General features: G+C 61.0%; 10 protein-coding genes. 8 read left to right on the top strand and 2 right to left on the bottom strand.

Annotated elements, in window-relative coordinates:
- Positions 1-16: 16 nt before the first annotated feature.
- Together V6617_RS18660 and V6617_RS18655 are read right to left on the bottom strand one after the other, a co-directional pair.
- Positions 17-1,339 (bottom strand): type II toxin-antitoxin system HipA family toxin, encoded by a 1,323-nt coding sequence (locus tag V6617_RS18660; RefSeq protein WP_338610855.1) that lies wholly within the window; start codon positions 1,337-1,339, stop codon positions 17-19.
- 3 nt (positions 1,340-1,342) lie between these two features.
- The gene (locus V6617_RS18655; protein WP_338610854.1) at positions 1,343-1,699 is read right to left on the bottom strand and encodes a helix-turn-helix transcriptional regulator; all 357 of its coding nucleotides are present in this window, start codon (positions 1,697-1,699) and stop codon (positions 1,343-1,345) included.
- 191 nt (positions 1,700-1,890) lie between these two features.
- Here V6617_RS18655 and V6617_RS18650 point away from each other — a divergent pair, with 191 nt between their 5' ends.
- From V6617_RS18650 to V6617_RS18610, 8 genes are all read left to right on the top strand, one after another.
- Complete coding sequence (locus tag V6617_RS18650) at positions 1,891-2,781, top strand: hypothetical protein (protein WP_338610853.1); 891 nt, start codon at positions 1,891-1,893, stop codon at positions 2,779-2,781.
- A gap of 557 nt (positions 2,782-3,338) precedes the next feature.
- The gene (locus V6617_RS18640) at positions 3,339-3,710 is read left to right on the top strand and encodes a hypothetical protein (RefSeq protein WP_338610849.1); all 372 of its coding nucleotides are present in this window, start codon (positions 3,339-3,341) and stop codon (positions 3,708-3,710) included.
- A 253-nt stretch (positions 3,711-3,963) separates the two neighbouring features.
- Complete coding sequence (locus tag V6617_RS18635; protein ID WP_338610847.1) at positions 3,964-4,224, top strand: hypothetical protein; 261 nt, start codon at positions 3,964-3,966, stop codon at positions 4,222-4,224.
- A 386-nt stretch (positions 4,225-4,610) separates the two neighbouring features.
- Positions 4,611-5,585 (top strand): DUF3991 and toprim domain-containing protein, encoded by a 975-nt coding sequence (locus tag V6617_RS18630; protein ID WP_338610846.1) that lies wholly within the window; start codon positions 4,611-4,613, stop codon positions 5,583-5,585.
- A gap of 127 nt (positions 5,586-5,712) precedes the next feature.
- A complete protein-coding gene (locus tag V6617_RS18625) occupies positions 5,713-6,315 on the top strand; it encodes a DUF1419 domain-containing protein (RefSeq protein WP_338610844.1) in 603 nt (200 codons plus the stop codon).
- An 8-nt stretch (positions 6,316-6,323) separates the two neighbouring features.
- Positions 6,324-6,722, top strand: a complete 399-nt coding sequence (locus V6617_RS18620; protein WP_338610842.1) for a DUF3085 domain-containing protein — start codon at positions 6,324-6,326, stop codon at positions 6,720-6,722.
- A 177-nt stretch (positions 6,723-6,899) separates the two neighbouring features.
- Positions 6,900-12,002, top strand: coding sequence for an Eco57I restriction-modification methylase domain-containing protein (locus V6617_RS18615; protein ID WP_338610840.1), 5,103 nt, complete (start codon positions 6,900-6,902; stop codon positions 12,000-12,002).
- Positions 12,003-12,255: 253 nt separating this feature from the next.
- Positions 12,256-13,935 (top strand): ParB/RepB/Spo0J family partition protein, encoded by a 1,680-nt coding sequence (locus V6617_RS18610; protein ID WP_338610839.1) that lies wholly within the window; start codon positions 12,256-12,258, stop codon positions 13,933-13,935.
- Positions 13,936-13,999 lie beyond the last annotated feature (64 nt).

The raw sequence follows: 13,999 nt of genomic DNA, 5'->3' as shown, positions 1-13,999 counted from the left end.
GGGTCTGCTGAAAGCTTCAGCGAAATGATCGGTGAGCGTTTCCAATCCTTCGTGTTGTCTCGTCGTCAACCCCGGCGTCCTGCGCATATTGCGGCCAGTTCGCAACAACCTCGCTGATATTGGAAATGAGTGTCTTTGCTTTGGCTGGTTTTATGGATGCTGTTTCCGCGAAGGCCAGCAGGTCGGCCATAGCGAAGCCGTCGCGTTTGCTGTTCAGGCTCATCTGATGTTGACCGGTCCAATCGCCACTCGGATTGTAGGAGTAGTTCACGTCGAATGCTGGCGACAGCGTCCACTCACCAGCCTGGTCCATGAGGAAGGCGATGTTTTTGACGTGGTCGTCCTGGTTTCTGGCGATGATGTTGAAGACTGCCCGGAGAAACTGCTGCTCCAGTGCGAGAGCGCCAATGCCGAGCTCGCGAATGGTCAGGATGGCCTGCTCGTAGGAGTAGCCGCGTGGATCGTTGAAGTCGTAATGCTGCAGGGCACAAAGCGATTGCATGTGGAGCTTATGTGTCACGCCGTTCTCATCGACGGGCCGGTCAAATCGCCGTGTCATGAAATGGCTGCGTCCACCCTCATGATGCAAACGGCATGGCGTCATTTCGATTCCTGCGGCCGTTGCCATCAGATAGTAGCTGTACTCGATCAGGCCGAACCCCTGCGGGTCGGGTTCTTCCTTGTCGCGGTTATTGTCGATGCCATCGAACTTCATCAACCAGTGTTCGAAACCGTCACCGGCATCTATCTGGCCATGACGGAATTCGCCTGTACTCTGGTTCCACGCCAATATTGCCTTCGCGCGCGCTCCGCCAGCCGATGTGCCAACTCTGAGAATATCGTCGATCGCGGCAATGTCGTTTTCGCCCTCGAGCACGCCTTCCAGACTGGCTTTCTCGTTCAACACCAGATTGGCCAGGCGAACGAGGTTTGCGACCTCAACTTTTCGGGCTCTCCGGTTCGAACCCATCAGCGCCGGCTTGAATTCAAGGGCTCCCATGCCGCGGGTTCCGACATAGCAAAGGCGCTCCACCGGATTGAAGCTTTCAGGCCTGCGGCCCTGCTCCGCCAGCCAAGCGTTGATCAGCCGATCGCCATATTTGTCGGGAAGGGCATCCGCTAGCATTCCCGGTAGTCCTTTGAACGTTGTCCGGGGCAGGGCCGGAAAGGAATAGGGGTCCGGACTCAAAGGCATTACGAGCGGCGACAGCTCTATCCCAGATAGGGCGAATTCGGGATCATACTGGAAGACGGCAAACCCATCCTCCGGCAGCCACGAAACGGCGGCGACCTCTCGTCCCCAGAGATTGATGGATGCATCGGTTGAAGGTTCAGCCATGGTCTACTTCTTTGCGCCCCATTCCCATTGCTTGGTCGTCTTTGTTGGCTTGGTCGAACTCGATCGTTGTCGCTCGCCCCCTTTTGTCCGCACCCGCTCAATTGGCCTGACACGCGGATCTGGAACAAGGAGGTCGATGTTTTGCTGGATTTTCAGAGAAATCAGCACGCGGATTAGCGAGTCGAATGTCGGATTATCTCCGGATTCGAGGCGTCTCAATGTGCGCTCGGAAATGCCTGCGTCCTGGGCGAGCTCGGCCTGCGTAATGTTTCGGGAGAGACGCAGCCGCTCGAGCCTTTCGCCGATGTCCCGCGAGATTGTTTCTGGTGTTTTCGCACTCATTTGTCTATTATCGGCCATATATGACCTCATAATCCGATTTCGCGGCGTTTGCAGGCCATATATGGCCGCTCGCTATGCAACAAAGGAAATACTTCAATCGGACATATAAGACCGTTTATATTCAAAATCAATCGTTATCGGTCGTATATGACCGATTAAAATGAGATAGAGATTAATCCCCTGACGGCTTTCGAGAATTGGACAACGTCTTGAGCAACAGAAAAGCAAGGGGTCCCGACATTGGATTGCATCAAGCCAAACGGCTCTGTCAGTTACCCCAGCAGCAACGCTTAGACTTCATCGCAGAAGGCTTGCCCATCATCCTGGACAGCGCGCAGGGCTTTTGGGCCGCGTCGCAGAAGCTGGAAGATCTCCCACGCGAAGCCAAGGTCCTTGAAGGGTTCGCCGAAGAGGAGGCCGCGAAGATCCTCATCCTCATGGATGCGGTGCGGTGTCCGCCCAAACTGATATCCTCGAAGCTCAACCGCATCATCGGATGGTTCTATGATCATCTCGCGCGTCTCATCTACGCCGATGCGGTCAACTGGAAACCGATGAACCTCGCTCAATTGCGCGAATACGTCGACCGTCAACGCCGCGGACACTACGTCGAAGGATATGCGGGCGAATACATCATGCCCAATTGGGCAGTCTATGAGCGCGAAAGTGGTCTATACGCTGATGTTGAAGCATACCAGGACGATACCCTTCTTTGGAGCGAACCCCGTCGATCCGAACTCGATCGTTCGATATTCCCCTCAATGACGCCGGGAGCGCTGCAAGTGGCGGAGGCTATGCAACATCTTGGCCTATTCTCTGCCCAAGGCTTGAGGGCAACATCCGAAATCTGGGGTTCACTTGAGTACAGGGAAAGCGAGGATCACCACCATGGAAGGGTTCTCACCGAAAAACTCCTGACCAGACTGGACGAAGAGAAGCTCATCCTCGACACCGCGGAGGATCGACATGTCCGAACGCTCTACAACGAATGGCAGATCCCGATGTACAATCTCGACTTCTCAATCATTCCGGTGACCCTCGAAGAGCTGCAGGCCGAACAGGAGCGGGAATATTGGTCAATGGTCGGTGATCCGCGGTAGGCAAGATGGATCGGCTCACACTCAACTATGTCTGGAATCAGAAAGAGACCCCGGTCGTCTTGCGACGCACCAGAAAGGGAGAGCGTCTGCGGGTGAGATTGCCATTTGCGGAGACTAATCGACACTGGCTGCAGAACGGTCGAAGAACCCAACCCGAATGGACCGGTGGCAAGCACGCTTATTGGGAACTACCGAAAGCGTGGTTCAATGATTTCGTGGACCGGGCCCTGGAGCGTTTTGGCAAAGTCTACATTATCCAGCCTTACCGTGAGCAGGAGATATGCGCGCGCGCCTGCCAAGAGGCCCGCGGCCATGAGTGTCAATGCTCGTGCATGGGCGCAAACCATGGAGCCGGCAACGATGGCAGCTGGTTCGAAGTCTCCGAGACCTTTTCAACACGTTGGGGTGACAGGGAGCTCGCCTGCCGACTACTGACTGCACGCTAGGGCGCTACTGACCAAAGTTTCGATTTAAATTTTGGTCGGTCCGTTGCCGCGGTCTTGTCGTTTCTTTGTCGTATCAGGCGCCGAAACTCAAACATCCGTGAAGGTGTCATTGTGATTGAACGACGTAATCAAACGAAATACTCCCCCTGTATCGATCAGACCGAGGAAGAGATAGCAGCCTACTACCGCACCGCCAAAGAGAAGGACAAAGCCATCGTTCGACAAACACAGGGCCACATGCTGATCTACAAAGTAGCCGAAATCGAAGGGATCAACCCGTCGCGTGGGCGTGTGTACGTCAGGCAATTTGGTGCGTTCTATTCCAAACACGGAAAGAACTGCTTCCATCCGAAAGGCCAAACCTCACTTGTCGTTCCAACGGCAGAGGTTCTTTCTTGGGCGGAGCAGCATCCTCGCGGAGAATTCGGTTACAGCTGCCACCGCTTCGAAGGGTATCGGTCCCTGTTTAAAGGAAAGCCCTAAACTGCCTTGGCCGGATTTTCGATGACATGACCGAAACGATCGCTTGGCTCAAAGCACAAAGAGCCCGTTTCACAGTGAACAGCGTCAAGGCAGAACCGGCAAATTCTGGATGACCTCGCATCCCGTTTCCGTGGAAGACCGCGGTGTTGTGCCGCTGATGGAACGGTGGGGCGGGGAAGTCGCATCATTTTGGCTCCGCGATCCGCGCTTGTCCGCTTCTTTGGCACAGATCGGCACAGCGCGGGTGATTGAGATGGCAGTGCCCCTCGGAAAGACCAGGCATTCTCACTCGGCCGCCACGGCGGCTGTTGCGACCTTTGGTCGGACAGCCGGGGCAAGTCCCGAGAAATCGGATTTCGACCTCTACGTAAACGAGCCACTCGAGCCAGGCTCTGTGCTTGCGGTTCACACGGAAGGCGATGACGCCTTTGCAGCGATCGGAACGTCCTATCCGCCGGGATATATCGATGTCGACATCGGCCGATGGAAGGAACTTACGGGCGAAGATGATTGAGGGCGATCGGGAGGTAGCCCGAGGCGGCGGGGTCGCCAGCAAAGCTGAGCGCGACTTTTTTGGCGGATGTCTGGCGTCGCTCTTCGGGCCGGGCTGTTGGCAAAGCTGAAGCCCGCAAGCGGTCTTCCCCCATTGGGGCCGCCATCCCTGACGCGGGGGCGGTCGGAAGGATTGGAGAATTGCGAAAACACCTTGGTGCCGCTTGCGCGCATCGGCCGGCAAGGGAAGCTTCGCCGCTCCTGGCCATGAAAACTGCGACCCGGCACAAATGCCGGCTTGCCAGGCGCGCCCTTGTCCTGCCTTGCTCTTCGCGGCCTCCGGGTTTCGGCCCGAAAAGATCGGGAGCGGGAATCTGAACAGAGGACGCGTCTGACGCGGAAGAGAGAATGGAAAAAGCAGAGCTGGAAGAGTTGAGGGGAAAGGTCGCCTGCGGTGCAGTGCTCGAGACCGCCGGCTTTGCTGTCGACCCCAAGGAAAGCACGCGCCGCGCGGTGAAGTACCGCCGCGGCGACGACATCATCATCGTCTTCCATGACGGCCAGGGGTGGTTCGATCCCCTGTCCGACGCCAAGGGCGACGTCTTTCGCCTTGTCGAACATCTCGACGGCCTTCCATTCGCCGCTGCGCTTTATGTCGTCGCCGATCTGATCGGCTTCGTTCCTTCTGAACCGGAGTGGAAGCGGCAATCGCGTGAGCGTATGCCCGACCTGTCGGTTCCCGAGCGCTGGTCCGCGCGTCGAAAGCCATGGCCCGGCTCGGCAACATGGCGTTACCTGCAGGACGCGCGGGCGCTTCCAGAGACCGTTCTGCGCGCGGCCGTCGCCCAGGATCTTCTTCGCGAAGGACCGCAGGGCAGCATGTGGGCCGTCCACCGGGACGCTGCAGGGATCGTGACCGGATGGGAAGAGCGAGGTCCCGACTGGCGCGGCTTTGCGTCCGGCGGCACCAAGCTGCTCTTTGCACTCGGCGACCTGTCGTCGTTGCGCCTGTGCGTCACCGAGGCCGCGATCGACGCGATGAGTCTCGGCGCGCTCGAGGGGTTGCGGCCCGACACGCTCTATCTCAGCACCGGCGGCGGCTGGTCGCCCGCCACGACCGAGATGCTGTTCGCGTTGGCCAGGCATCCGGGCGCCGAAATCGTGGCAGCCAGCGACAACAACCGGCAGGGCGATATCTTTGCCGCGCGGCTCAAGGGACTCGCGGTCGATGCAGGGTCCGGCTTCGAGCGGCCGCGACCGGAGCGCGAGGATTGGAACGAGGATCTGAAGGCAAAAAGAAGAAAGAAGGATGGAAGCGAGGAGGAGAAGGACGGCTGCCGCATGCTCGCCGGCCGCCTCAAGGGTGAAGCTCCGCCCGGCTGACGCCGGCCCTTGACCCGGCCGGACGGAGAGGCGGCCGCGGGAAGGGGTCCGGAAGGGCTGAAGAAGATGGTGATGCCGACAGGGTGCGCCGCGCTCCAGCCCGAGACAGGCCTCAATGGAGCTCGCCATGACCTCTCTTCCACCCATCCGAAAAATCCATTTCGGCATCACCGACCGCCACCAGATGTTCAGACTCTTCGACCGCCATGCACAGCGGCCCAGCCGCTGGCAGAACGACGACAGCGCGCTCTACGCCGGCGAATGGTTCGAAATCGCCCGTGCCGAGCATGACTACATGCTTGAGATACTGCCGCCGCTCTGGATGCGCGGCGAAATGTTCGCCATGCGCGAATTCCTGACCGGCAGCATCACCAGCGTCTTCTACACGCTCAGCGTCAATGACGTAACGCGCTACTTTCACTCCTATTGCGATCTGTCCGATCCGCGCTCGGCCTATGAGATGCGCGACGCCATCGTCGAGCGTGAGCGCTGGCCGGTCAAGGCGATGACCCGCGACGAGCGCATCGAGCACATCTGGAGCGCCACCCATGATGATTATCGCGGCTATGCCGGGGCGGACTTCCGGCCCGAACATCGCGGCAAGCGTACCGTCATCGTCTACGGCAAGCCGGGCACCAGCTTCCAGCTGCTTGACCACCTGACCGATGCGCAGATCTCTGAGAAGCTGCCCGTTCATTTGCGTCACCTGCCGCTGCCTGAAGCCGCGTGAGGTCCGCCATGTTCACATTTCCGATCATGGCGGTGCGCAAGGTCATCGCGCGCGGCGAAGAGGATGCGGCCGCCAATGGCGGCTTCCGTAATCCCTATTATGGCACCCGCCCGGGCGAGGGCGGGAAGGCCGGCTTCTGGCTCGTCGGAGACGAAGGCGTCTACATCATGTCGAACGGCAAGCTTGCCGAAGGACAAAAGCCGATCGTCGTCTATTCGACCGAGTGCCACCCCAAAGGCAATCCCGACTGGTGGGATTACAAGCGCCGGCATTTCGGGGGCGATGACGGGATCGAGTTCATCGATTCCGACCTGCTGATCCCGAGCTTCAACCGCGATTTCGGGGCCACCCATCTCAGGATCCAGCTCACCGAGAACGACATCTCGTTCTCGCTGATCACGCGTTAAGAGCCCGGTTCCTCGAACCGGTCTCTTGGTCTTGTTTGGTCGGGAGATCGAACAGAAAAAGTCTGCAACTTTTTCTGTTCTCCCTCGAACGACTCTTTCAAATCCGCACGTTGTCACCGCGACCGGTTCTCCCGGTGGCGCGGCTCGGTGCGCCCGCACATCAGGAGAAACCAGGAAATGTCAGACCACGATCCGTTCACCCTCGACATGTTGGGAACTTCGCAGAACGCCCTGTCTTCCGGCCTGGGCTTCGGCGTCACGGCATTTGCCGAAAGGCCGGCGACCGAACCCGATGAGGACGTACCGCCGCCGGATTCATCAAGGCCGCCAGCGTCCGAAAAGCTCACTGATCAGCATGTCGGCAACGCGAACGAACGCGGCAGCAACTTCCATCTTTCCGGAAGCCGGGATCTGGCGAAGGGTTGGAAGGCCCGAGCACGCGACAATCTCGATGCAATCCTCCTTTCCACGTCGATCGCGGCCCAGGACCGGCCTGCAACAGCTGAGGAACAGGCGCGACTCATCCGGTTCACCGGCTTCGGCGCCACCGATCTTGCGAATACGATCTTCACCCGGCCGGGCGAGGACGGGTTTCGGAAGGGATGGGAAGACCTCGGTGAGAGACTGCAGGAATCCGTCAGCGAGGCCGACTGCGCCTCGCTCGCGCGCTGCACGCAATATGCCCATTTCACGCCGGAGTTCATCATCCGGGCGATCTGGAAAGGACTGCAGCGCCTCGGTTGGCGCGGCGGCCGCGTTCTCGAACCGGGGCTCGGGACGGGCCTGTTCCCGGCGCTGATGTCGGCGGGGCTTCGGGAGACCTCGCTCGTTACCGGCGTCGAGCTCGATCCGGTCACCGTGCGGATCGCCCGGCTTCTGCAGCCGGCTGCCCGCATCATCGAGGGCGATTTCGCGCGCACCGATCTGCCGGCACATTTCGATCTGGTGATCGGCAATCCGCCCTTTTCCGACCGGATCGTCCGCTCAGATCGCGCCTATCGATCGTTGGGCCTACGACTGCACGATTATTTCATCGCGAAGTCGATCGATCTCCTGAAACCCGGCGCGTTCGCCGCCTTCGTCACCTCGTCGGGCACGATGGATAAGGCGGACGCCACGGCGCGAGAGCACATCGCCAAATCCGCCGATCTCATTGCCGCGATCCGTCTGCCCGAAGGCAGCTTCCGGCAGGATGCCGGCACCGACGTTGTTGTCGACATCCTGTTTTTCCGCAAGCGCAAGGCGGGCGAGCCGCGGGGCGGTGCATCGTGGCTTGATCTCGCCGAGGTCATTCCCGCCACAGAGGATAGCGAAGCCATCCGGGTCAATCGCTGGTTCGCCGACCGTCCTGACCATGTCCTCGGCCGCCACGCGACCACCTCCGGCCCATTCGGCGAAACCTATACCTGCCTGGCCGGTGAGGGCGATCTCGAGGCCGACCTGGACGCCGCCATCCTCTCTCTTCCGGAAGCCATCTATGACGGCGAACCCGGAGAGATCGATGTCGATCTCGAGCTTGGTCCGATTGACGCTGATATCGGCAAACCGGACGAGGCACCTGTCCGTGAGGGCAGCTTCTTCTTCGACGCGTCGAGGGGGCTCATGCAGGTATTGGACGGTAAGCCCGCCCCCGTCACCGTCCGCAGGGGGCGGTCCGGGGATGGCCTTTCGGAAAAGCAGGTCCGGATCGTCAAGAAGCTGATCCCGGTCCGCGACGCGGTGCGCGCGGTCCTCAAGGCGCAGGAGACCGATCAACCGTGGCGGGACCTTCAGGTCGAGCTGCGGATCGCCTGGTCGAGCTTCGTCCGCGATTTCGGGCCGATTAATCACACCAAGGTGTCGATCTCGGAGAATGGCGAGTCGGGCGAATTCCGCCAGACGCATCGCCGCCCGAACCTGCAGCCCTTCCTCGACGATCCTGATTGCTGGCTGGTCGCTTCGATAGAGAATTATGATCTCGATACGGATACCGCCAAGCCCGGCCCGATCTTTTCCGAACGCGTGATCGCACCGCCTTCGCCGCCGGTAATCACGAATGCCGCCGACGCGCTCGCCGTCGTCCTTAACGAGCGCGGTCATGTCGACATCGATCATATCGCCGAGCTGTTACAAGAGGACCGGGACACGGTCGTCGAGGAGTTGGGCAGCGCGATCTATTGCGATTCGGCGGACGGAACCTGGCAGACATCCGACGCCTATCTCTCCGGCCCCGTGCGGGACAGGCTTGCAATCGCCGAGGCAGCCGCCGAACTCGATCCGGCTTACCGGCGTAATGTCGAGGCGCTTCAGGCCGTCCAGCCGGCCGATCTCAGCCCCTCCGACATCACCGCGCGGCTCGGTGCACCATGGATTCCGGCCAGCGATGTCGCCGACTTCGTCAAGGAGGCGATGGGGGTCGAGATCGCCATTCGCCATATGCCCGAACTCGCCTCCTGGACGGTAGATGCCCGCATGCTCGCCTACCGCGCCGAAGGCACCTCCGAATGGGGCACGAAGAGACGGCACGCCGGTGAACTGCTCGCCGACGCGCTCAACAGCCGTGTTCCGCAAATCTTCGACACGATCAGGGACGGCGACAGTGAGCGCCGGGTCCTCAATGTCGTCGACACCGAGGCGGCCAAGGAAAAGCTCACCAAGATTAAGATCGCCTTCCAGACCTGGGTCTGGTCCGATCCCGATCGCACCGACCGCCTGGCGCGGGTCTATAATGACCGCTTCAACAACATCGCACCCCGGTCCTTCAACGGGGATCATCTCCAGTTACCGGGCGCCTCAGGCGCCTTTGTTCTTTATGGTCACCAGAAGCGGGGCATCTGGCGCATCATATCGGCGGGCGCGACCTATCTCGCCCACGCCGTCGGCGCGGGCAAGACGATGACCATGGCTGCCGCGATCATGGAGCAGCGCCGCCTCGGGCTGATCTCGAAAGCCATGCTGGTCGTGCCCGGTCACTGCCTCGCGCAGGCCGCTCGCGAATTCCTGGCGCTCTATCCAACCGCGCGCATCCTTGTCGCTGACGAGACGAACTTCACCAAAGACAAGCGTCACCGGTTCCTGTCGCGCGCGGCGACGGCCACTTGGGACGCGATCATCATCACCCATTCGGCCTTCAAGTTCGTCGCCGTTCCCGCCGACTTCGAAAAGCAAATGATCGAGGATGAACTGACGCTCTACGAAGAGCTGCTGAACAAGGTCGAGAGTGACGACCGGGTATCGCGCAAGCGCCTGGAACGGCTGAAGGAAGGGCTGCGGGACCGGCTGGAATCGCTGGCGACCGTCAAGGACGACCTCCTGACCATTTCCGAGATCGGCGTCGATCAGATCATCGTCGACGAGGCGCAAGAGTTCCGCAAGCTCTCCTTTGCGACCAATATGTCGACGCTGAAAGGTGTCGATCCCAACGGCTCGCAGCGCGCCTGGGACCTCTATGTGAAATCGAGGTTCGTCGAGACGAAGAACCCCGGCCGTGCGCTCGTGCTCGCCTCGGGCACGCCGATCACCAACACGCTCGGCGAAATGTTCTCCGTCCAGCGCTTCCTTGGGCATTCGGCGCTGAAAGAACGCGGCCTGCACGAATTCGACGCCTGGGCCTCGACCTTCGGCGATGTGGCGACCGAGCTTGAACTGCAGCCGTCGGGCAAGTATAAACCCGTCTCGCGGTTCGCCACCTTCGTCAACGTGCCGGAACTGATCGCCATGTTCCGCTCCTTCGCCGACGTGGTGCTTCCCGAGGATCTGCGGCAATATGTGAAGGTTCCCGCCGTCTCCACTGGCAAGCGCCAGATCGTCACCGCGAAGCCGACCGAGGACTTCAAGCTCTATCAGCAGGTGCTCGAGGCGCGGATCAAGGCAATCGAGATGCGCGACGGTCCGGCCAAGCCCGGCGACGACATTCTTCTCTCCGTCATCACCGATGGCCGCCACGCGGCGATCGATCTTCGGCTTGTCGATCCCGACAGTGATAATGAGCCCGACAACAAGCTCAACAAGCTGATCGTCAATGCCTATCGCATCTGGCGTGAAACCGCCGGAAACACATATCTCGCCAAGGACGGCAAACCTTTCGAACTGCCCGGCGCAGCGCAGATGATCTTCTCCGATCTCGGCACGATCAGCGTCGAGAAAAGCAGAGGCTTTTCCGCCTATCGCTGGATCCGCGACGAACTCGTCCGCCGCGGTGTTCCGGCGTCGGAAATAGCCTTCATGCAGGATTACAAGAAGACGGAGGCCAAGCAGCGGCTCTTTGCCGACGTCAATGCCGGCAAGGTTCGCTTCCTGATCGGATCGTCGGAAACCATGGGCACCGGCGTCAATGCGCAATTGCGGCTGAAAGCGCTCCACCATCTCGACGTTCCCTGGCTGCCGTCCCAGATCGAGCAGCGCGAGGGCCGCATCGAGCGGCAGGGCAATCAGCATGACGAGACCGACATCTTCGCCTACGCCACGGAAGGCTCGATGGACGCGCAGATGTGGCAGAACAACGAGCGCAAGGCCCGATTCATCGCCGCCGCGCTGTCCGGCGACACGTCCGTGCGCCAGCTGGAAGACCTCGGCGAGGGGCAAGCCAACCAGTTCGCCATGGCTAAGGCGATCGCGTCGGGCGATCAGCGCCTGATGCAGAAGGCGGGCCTGGAAGCTGACATTGCTCGGCTTGAGCGATTGCGCGCCGCGCATCGCGACGATCTCTTCGCCGTCCGCCGGCAGATCCGCAACGCCGAGCGCGACATTGAATATGACACGCGGCGGATCGCTGACATCGGCAAGGACATCGCGCGCAGGGTTCTGACAGCGGGCGACGCCTTCGCCATGACCGTTGGCGGACAATCCTTCACCGATCGCAAGCTCGCAGGCCGCGCGTTGTTGAAGGAAGTCATGACCCTCGTGCATTTGAGGCTAGAGGACGAGACGACCATCGCGACAATTGGTGGTTTCGATCTGGTCTTTTCTGGCCAGCGCTTCGGCCAGGACGACTTCCAATATGACGTCGCACTCGAGCGGAACGCCGCGGAAACCGAAATCGATCTGGCGTTGACCGTCACACCGCTCGGCGCGGTGTCGCGCATCGAGCATGTGCTTGCCGGCTTCGAGGAAGAACGGTCGCAATACCGTTTCCGCCTCGATGACGCGAAGCGCCGTCTCGCCTCATACCAGTCGCGCCAGGGCGGGGAATTCGGTTTCGACGACGAGCTAGCCGAAAAACGACGGCAGCTTGAGACGATCGAGGCCGACCTGGCGAATGAGGTCTTGGGGGTGGGGAAGACAGTCGGGGAGGCGGCCTGAAGAAGAAAGGGGGAAGGGGACCGGTCGCAGATCGGGTGGGCCCGGTGACGCTTTCGCTCAACCGCGGACCTCGGCAGTCCCGGCCCGTCGTCCTTCGCAGGGCTGAAAGCCCCGCTTGTCCGGCCGGGCAGGGATGCTTGGCCGCAGTTGCACCGGCCCGCCCGCTCCGCGGTCCCGGGGATGTTTTCGAGAAGAAGACGAAAAAGGGAGCCGGCGCGGCGCCGGATCCACAATCGCGAACAAGGAGCTTCCCATGTATATCATCAAGATCGATCCGCGCGCGCTGAAGGACAATCCCGACGACGCCCGCCGCTCGAAATCCAACCCCCAGTCCGACGCGCTGATGCTGGCGACGATCAAGGCCGTCGGCATCATCCAGCCGCCTGTCGTTTCTCCTGAAGGCGATGGCGGCAACGGTTTTGTCATCCAGGCTGGTCATCGGCGCACGAAGCAGGCGATCGCCGCCGAGATCGAAGAGATCGAGGTCATCGTGACCGATGCGACCGACGATGGCGGCGCCATGCGCTCTATGGTCGAAAACATCGCCCGTGAGCCGCTCAACCCGGTCGATCAATGGCGCGCCATCGAGCGGCTGGTTGCGCTCGGCTGGACGGAAGAAGGGATCGCTTCGGCACTTGCGCTTTCGGTGCGCCAGATCAGGAAACTCCGGCTTCTCGCCAATGTGCTTCCCGCCATGCTCGACCAAATGGCCAAGGGCGACATGCCGGACGAGCGGCAGCTCAGGACAATCGCTGCCGCCTCGATCGACGAGCAGAGGCAAGTCTGGAAGGCGCACAAGCCCCAGAGACATGCAACCACCTCCTGGTGGTCGGTCGCGAATGGCCTTTCGAAGACGCGCATGTGTGCCCGCGACGCCAGTTTCGATGATGAACTGGCGCAGGCGTACGGCATTGCCTGGGTCGAGGATCTCTTCGCGCCCGCCGACGAGGACAGCCGTTACACGACCGATGTCGAGGCTTTTCTCGGCGCCCAGCAGGAGTGGATGAGCAACAACCTCCCCAAGAACGGCATCATCACCGAACTTAACGGCTGGAACGATCCCGAGCTGCCCAAGAAGGCCGAGCGCGTCTATGGCAAGCCGAAGAAGTCGGACTGCACAGCGATTTATCTCGACCGCGACGGCAAGGTGCAGTCCGTCGTCTACCGCATGCCTGAACCCCAACCGACGAAAGGAAAATCGGCAAAAGGCAAGGCCGAGGAGGGCGGTGCCTTAGCGCCGACGCAGCGTCCAGACGTCACCCAGAAGGGTCAGGACATGATCGGCGATTTTCGCACCGACGCGCTCCACGAAGCGCTCGCCCGCGCACCGATCGAGGACGACATGCTGATGGCGCTGCTCGTCATCGCCTTTGCCGGTCAGAACGTCCGCGTCGATACCGGATTGGGCAACACGGGTTCGTTGCGCAGCCAGATCGCTCCCCACGCCGCATCGCTCGTCGATGAGACCGGCAAGCTTTGCTTCGACATGGAGACGCTCCGGATCGCTGTCCGCTCGGTGCTGATCGAGGTACTGTCGTGCCGCCGCAACATGTCGAACAGCGGCATTGTCTCGCGGATCGCCGGCGCTCTAGTCGGAGCCGACAGCTTCCTGCCCAATATGGGGACCGAGGACTTCCTCCAGTGCCTGTCCCGCCAGGCGCTGGAGGCGGCATGCGCGGACACATCGGTCCTGCCGCGCAACAAGGTCCGCGACACCCGCGCCGCGCTCGTCGAGCATTTCAGGCAAGAGCGCTTCGTTCACACTTCCGCGCTTTTCGCGCCGGAGGCGGCCGAACTCGCCGACTGGAAGGCCCGCAACGAGATCTCCGCGGACGAAGACGCCGGAGATACCGAAGGCTCCGTAGACGAGCCGGAAACGGGCCACACCGACCCGGACGCCTTCTCCGAGGGTTTTCGTGAAGCCGCCGAATAGCGGCCCTTTTCTTCCGAACGCACATCACGCCGCCGCATCGTCCGGCGGCGCTTTCGTTTCCAAT

The organism is Pelagibacterium nitratireducens, assembly GCF_037044555.1.
GTDB lineage: Bacteria > Pseudomonadota > Alphaproteobacteria > Rhizobiales > Devosiaceae > Pelagibacterium > Pelagibacterium nitratireducens.
This window is presented reverse-complemented; position numbering and strand designations above follow the sequence as displayed.

Excerpts from the sequence above, each read along its gene's own strand:
- V6617_RS18660 (WP_338610855.1), bottom strand. The coding sequence starts at position 1,339 with ATGGCTGAACCTTCAACCGATGCATCCATCAATCTCTGGGGACGAGAG.
- V6617_RS18625 (WP_338610844.1), top strand. The coding sequence starts at position 5,713 with ATGACCTCTCTTCCACCCATCCGAAAAATCCATTTCGGCATCACCGAC.
- V6617_RS18615 (WP_338610840.1), top strand. The coding sequence starts at position 6,900 with ATGTCAGACCACGATCCGTTCACCCTCGACATGTTGGGAACTTCGCAG.
- V6617_RS18610 (WP_338610839.1), top strand. The coding sequence starts at position 12,256 with ATGTATATCATCAAGATCGATCCGCGCGCGCTGAAGGACAATCCCGAC.
- V6617_RS18620 (WP_338610842.1), top strand. The coding sequence starts at position 6,324 with ATGTTCACATTTCCGATCATGGCGGTGCGCAAGGTCATCGCGCGCGGC.
- V6617_RS18630 (WP_338610846.1), top strand. The coding sequence starts at position 4,611 with ATGGAAAAAGCAGAGCTGGAAGAGTTGAGGGGAAAGGTCGCCTGCGGT.
- V6617_RS18655 (WP_338610854.1), bottom strand. The coding sequence starts at position 1,699 with ATGGCCGATAATAGACAAATGAGTGCGAAAACACCAGAAACAATCTCG.
- V6617_RS18635 (WP_338610847.1), top strand. The coding sequence starts at position 3,964 with ATGGCAGTGCCCCTCGGAAAGACCAGGCATTCTCACTCGGCCGCCACG.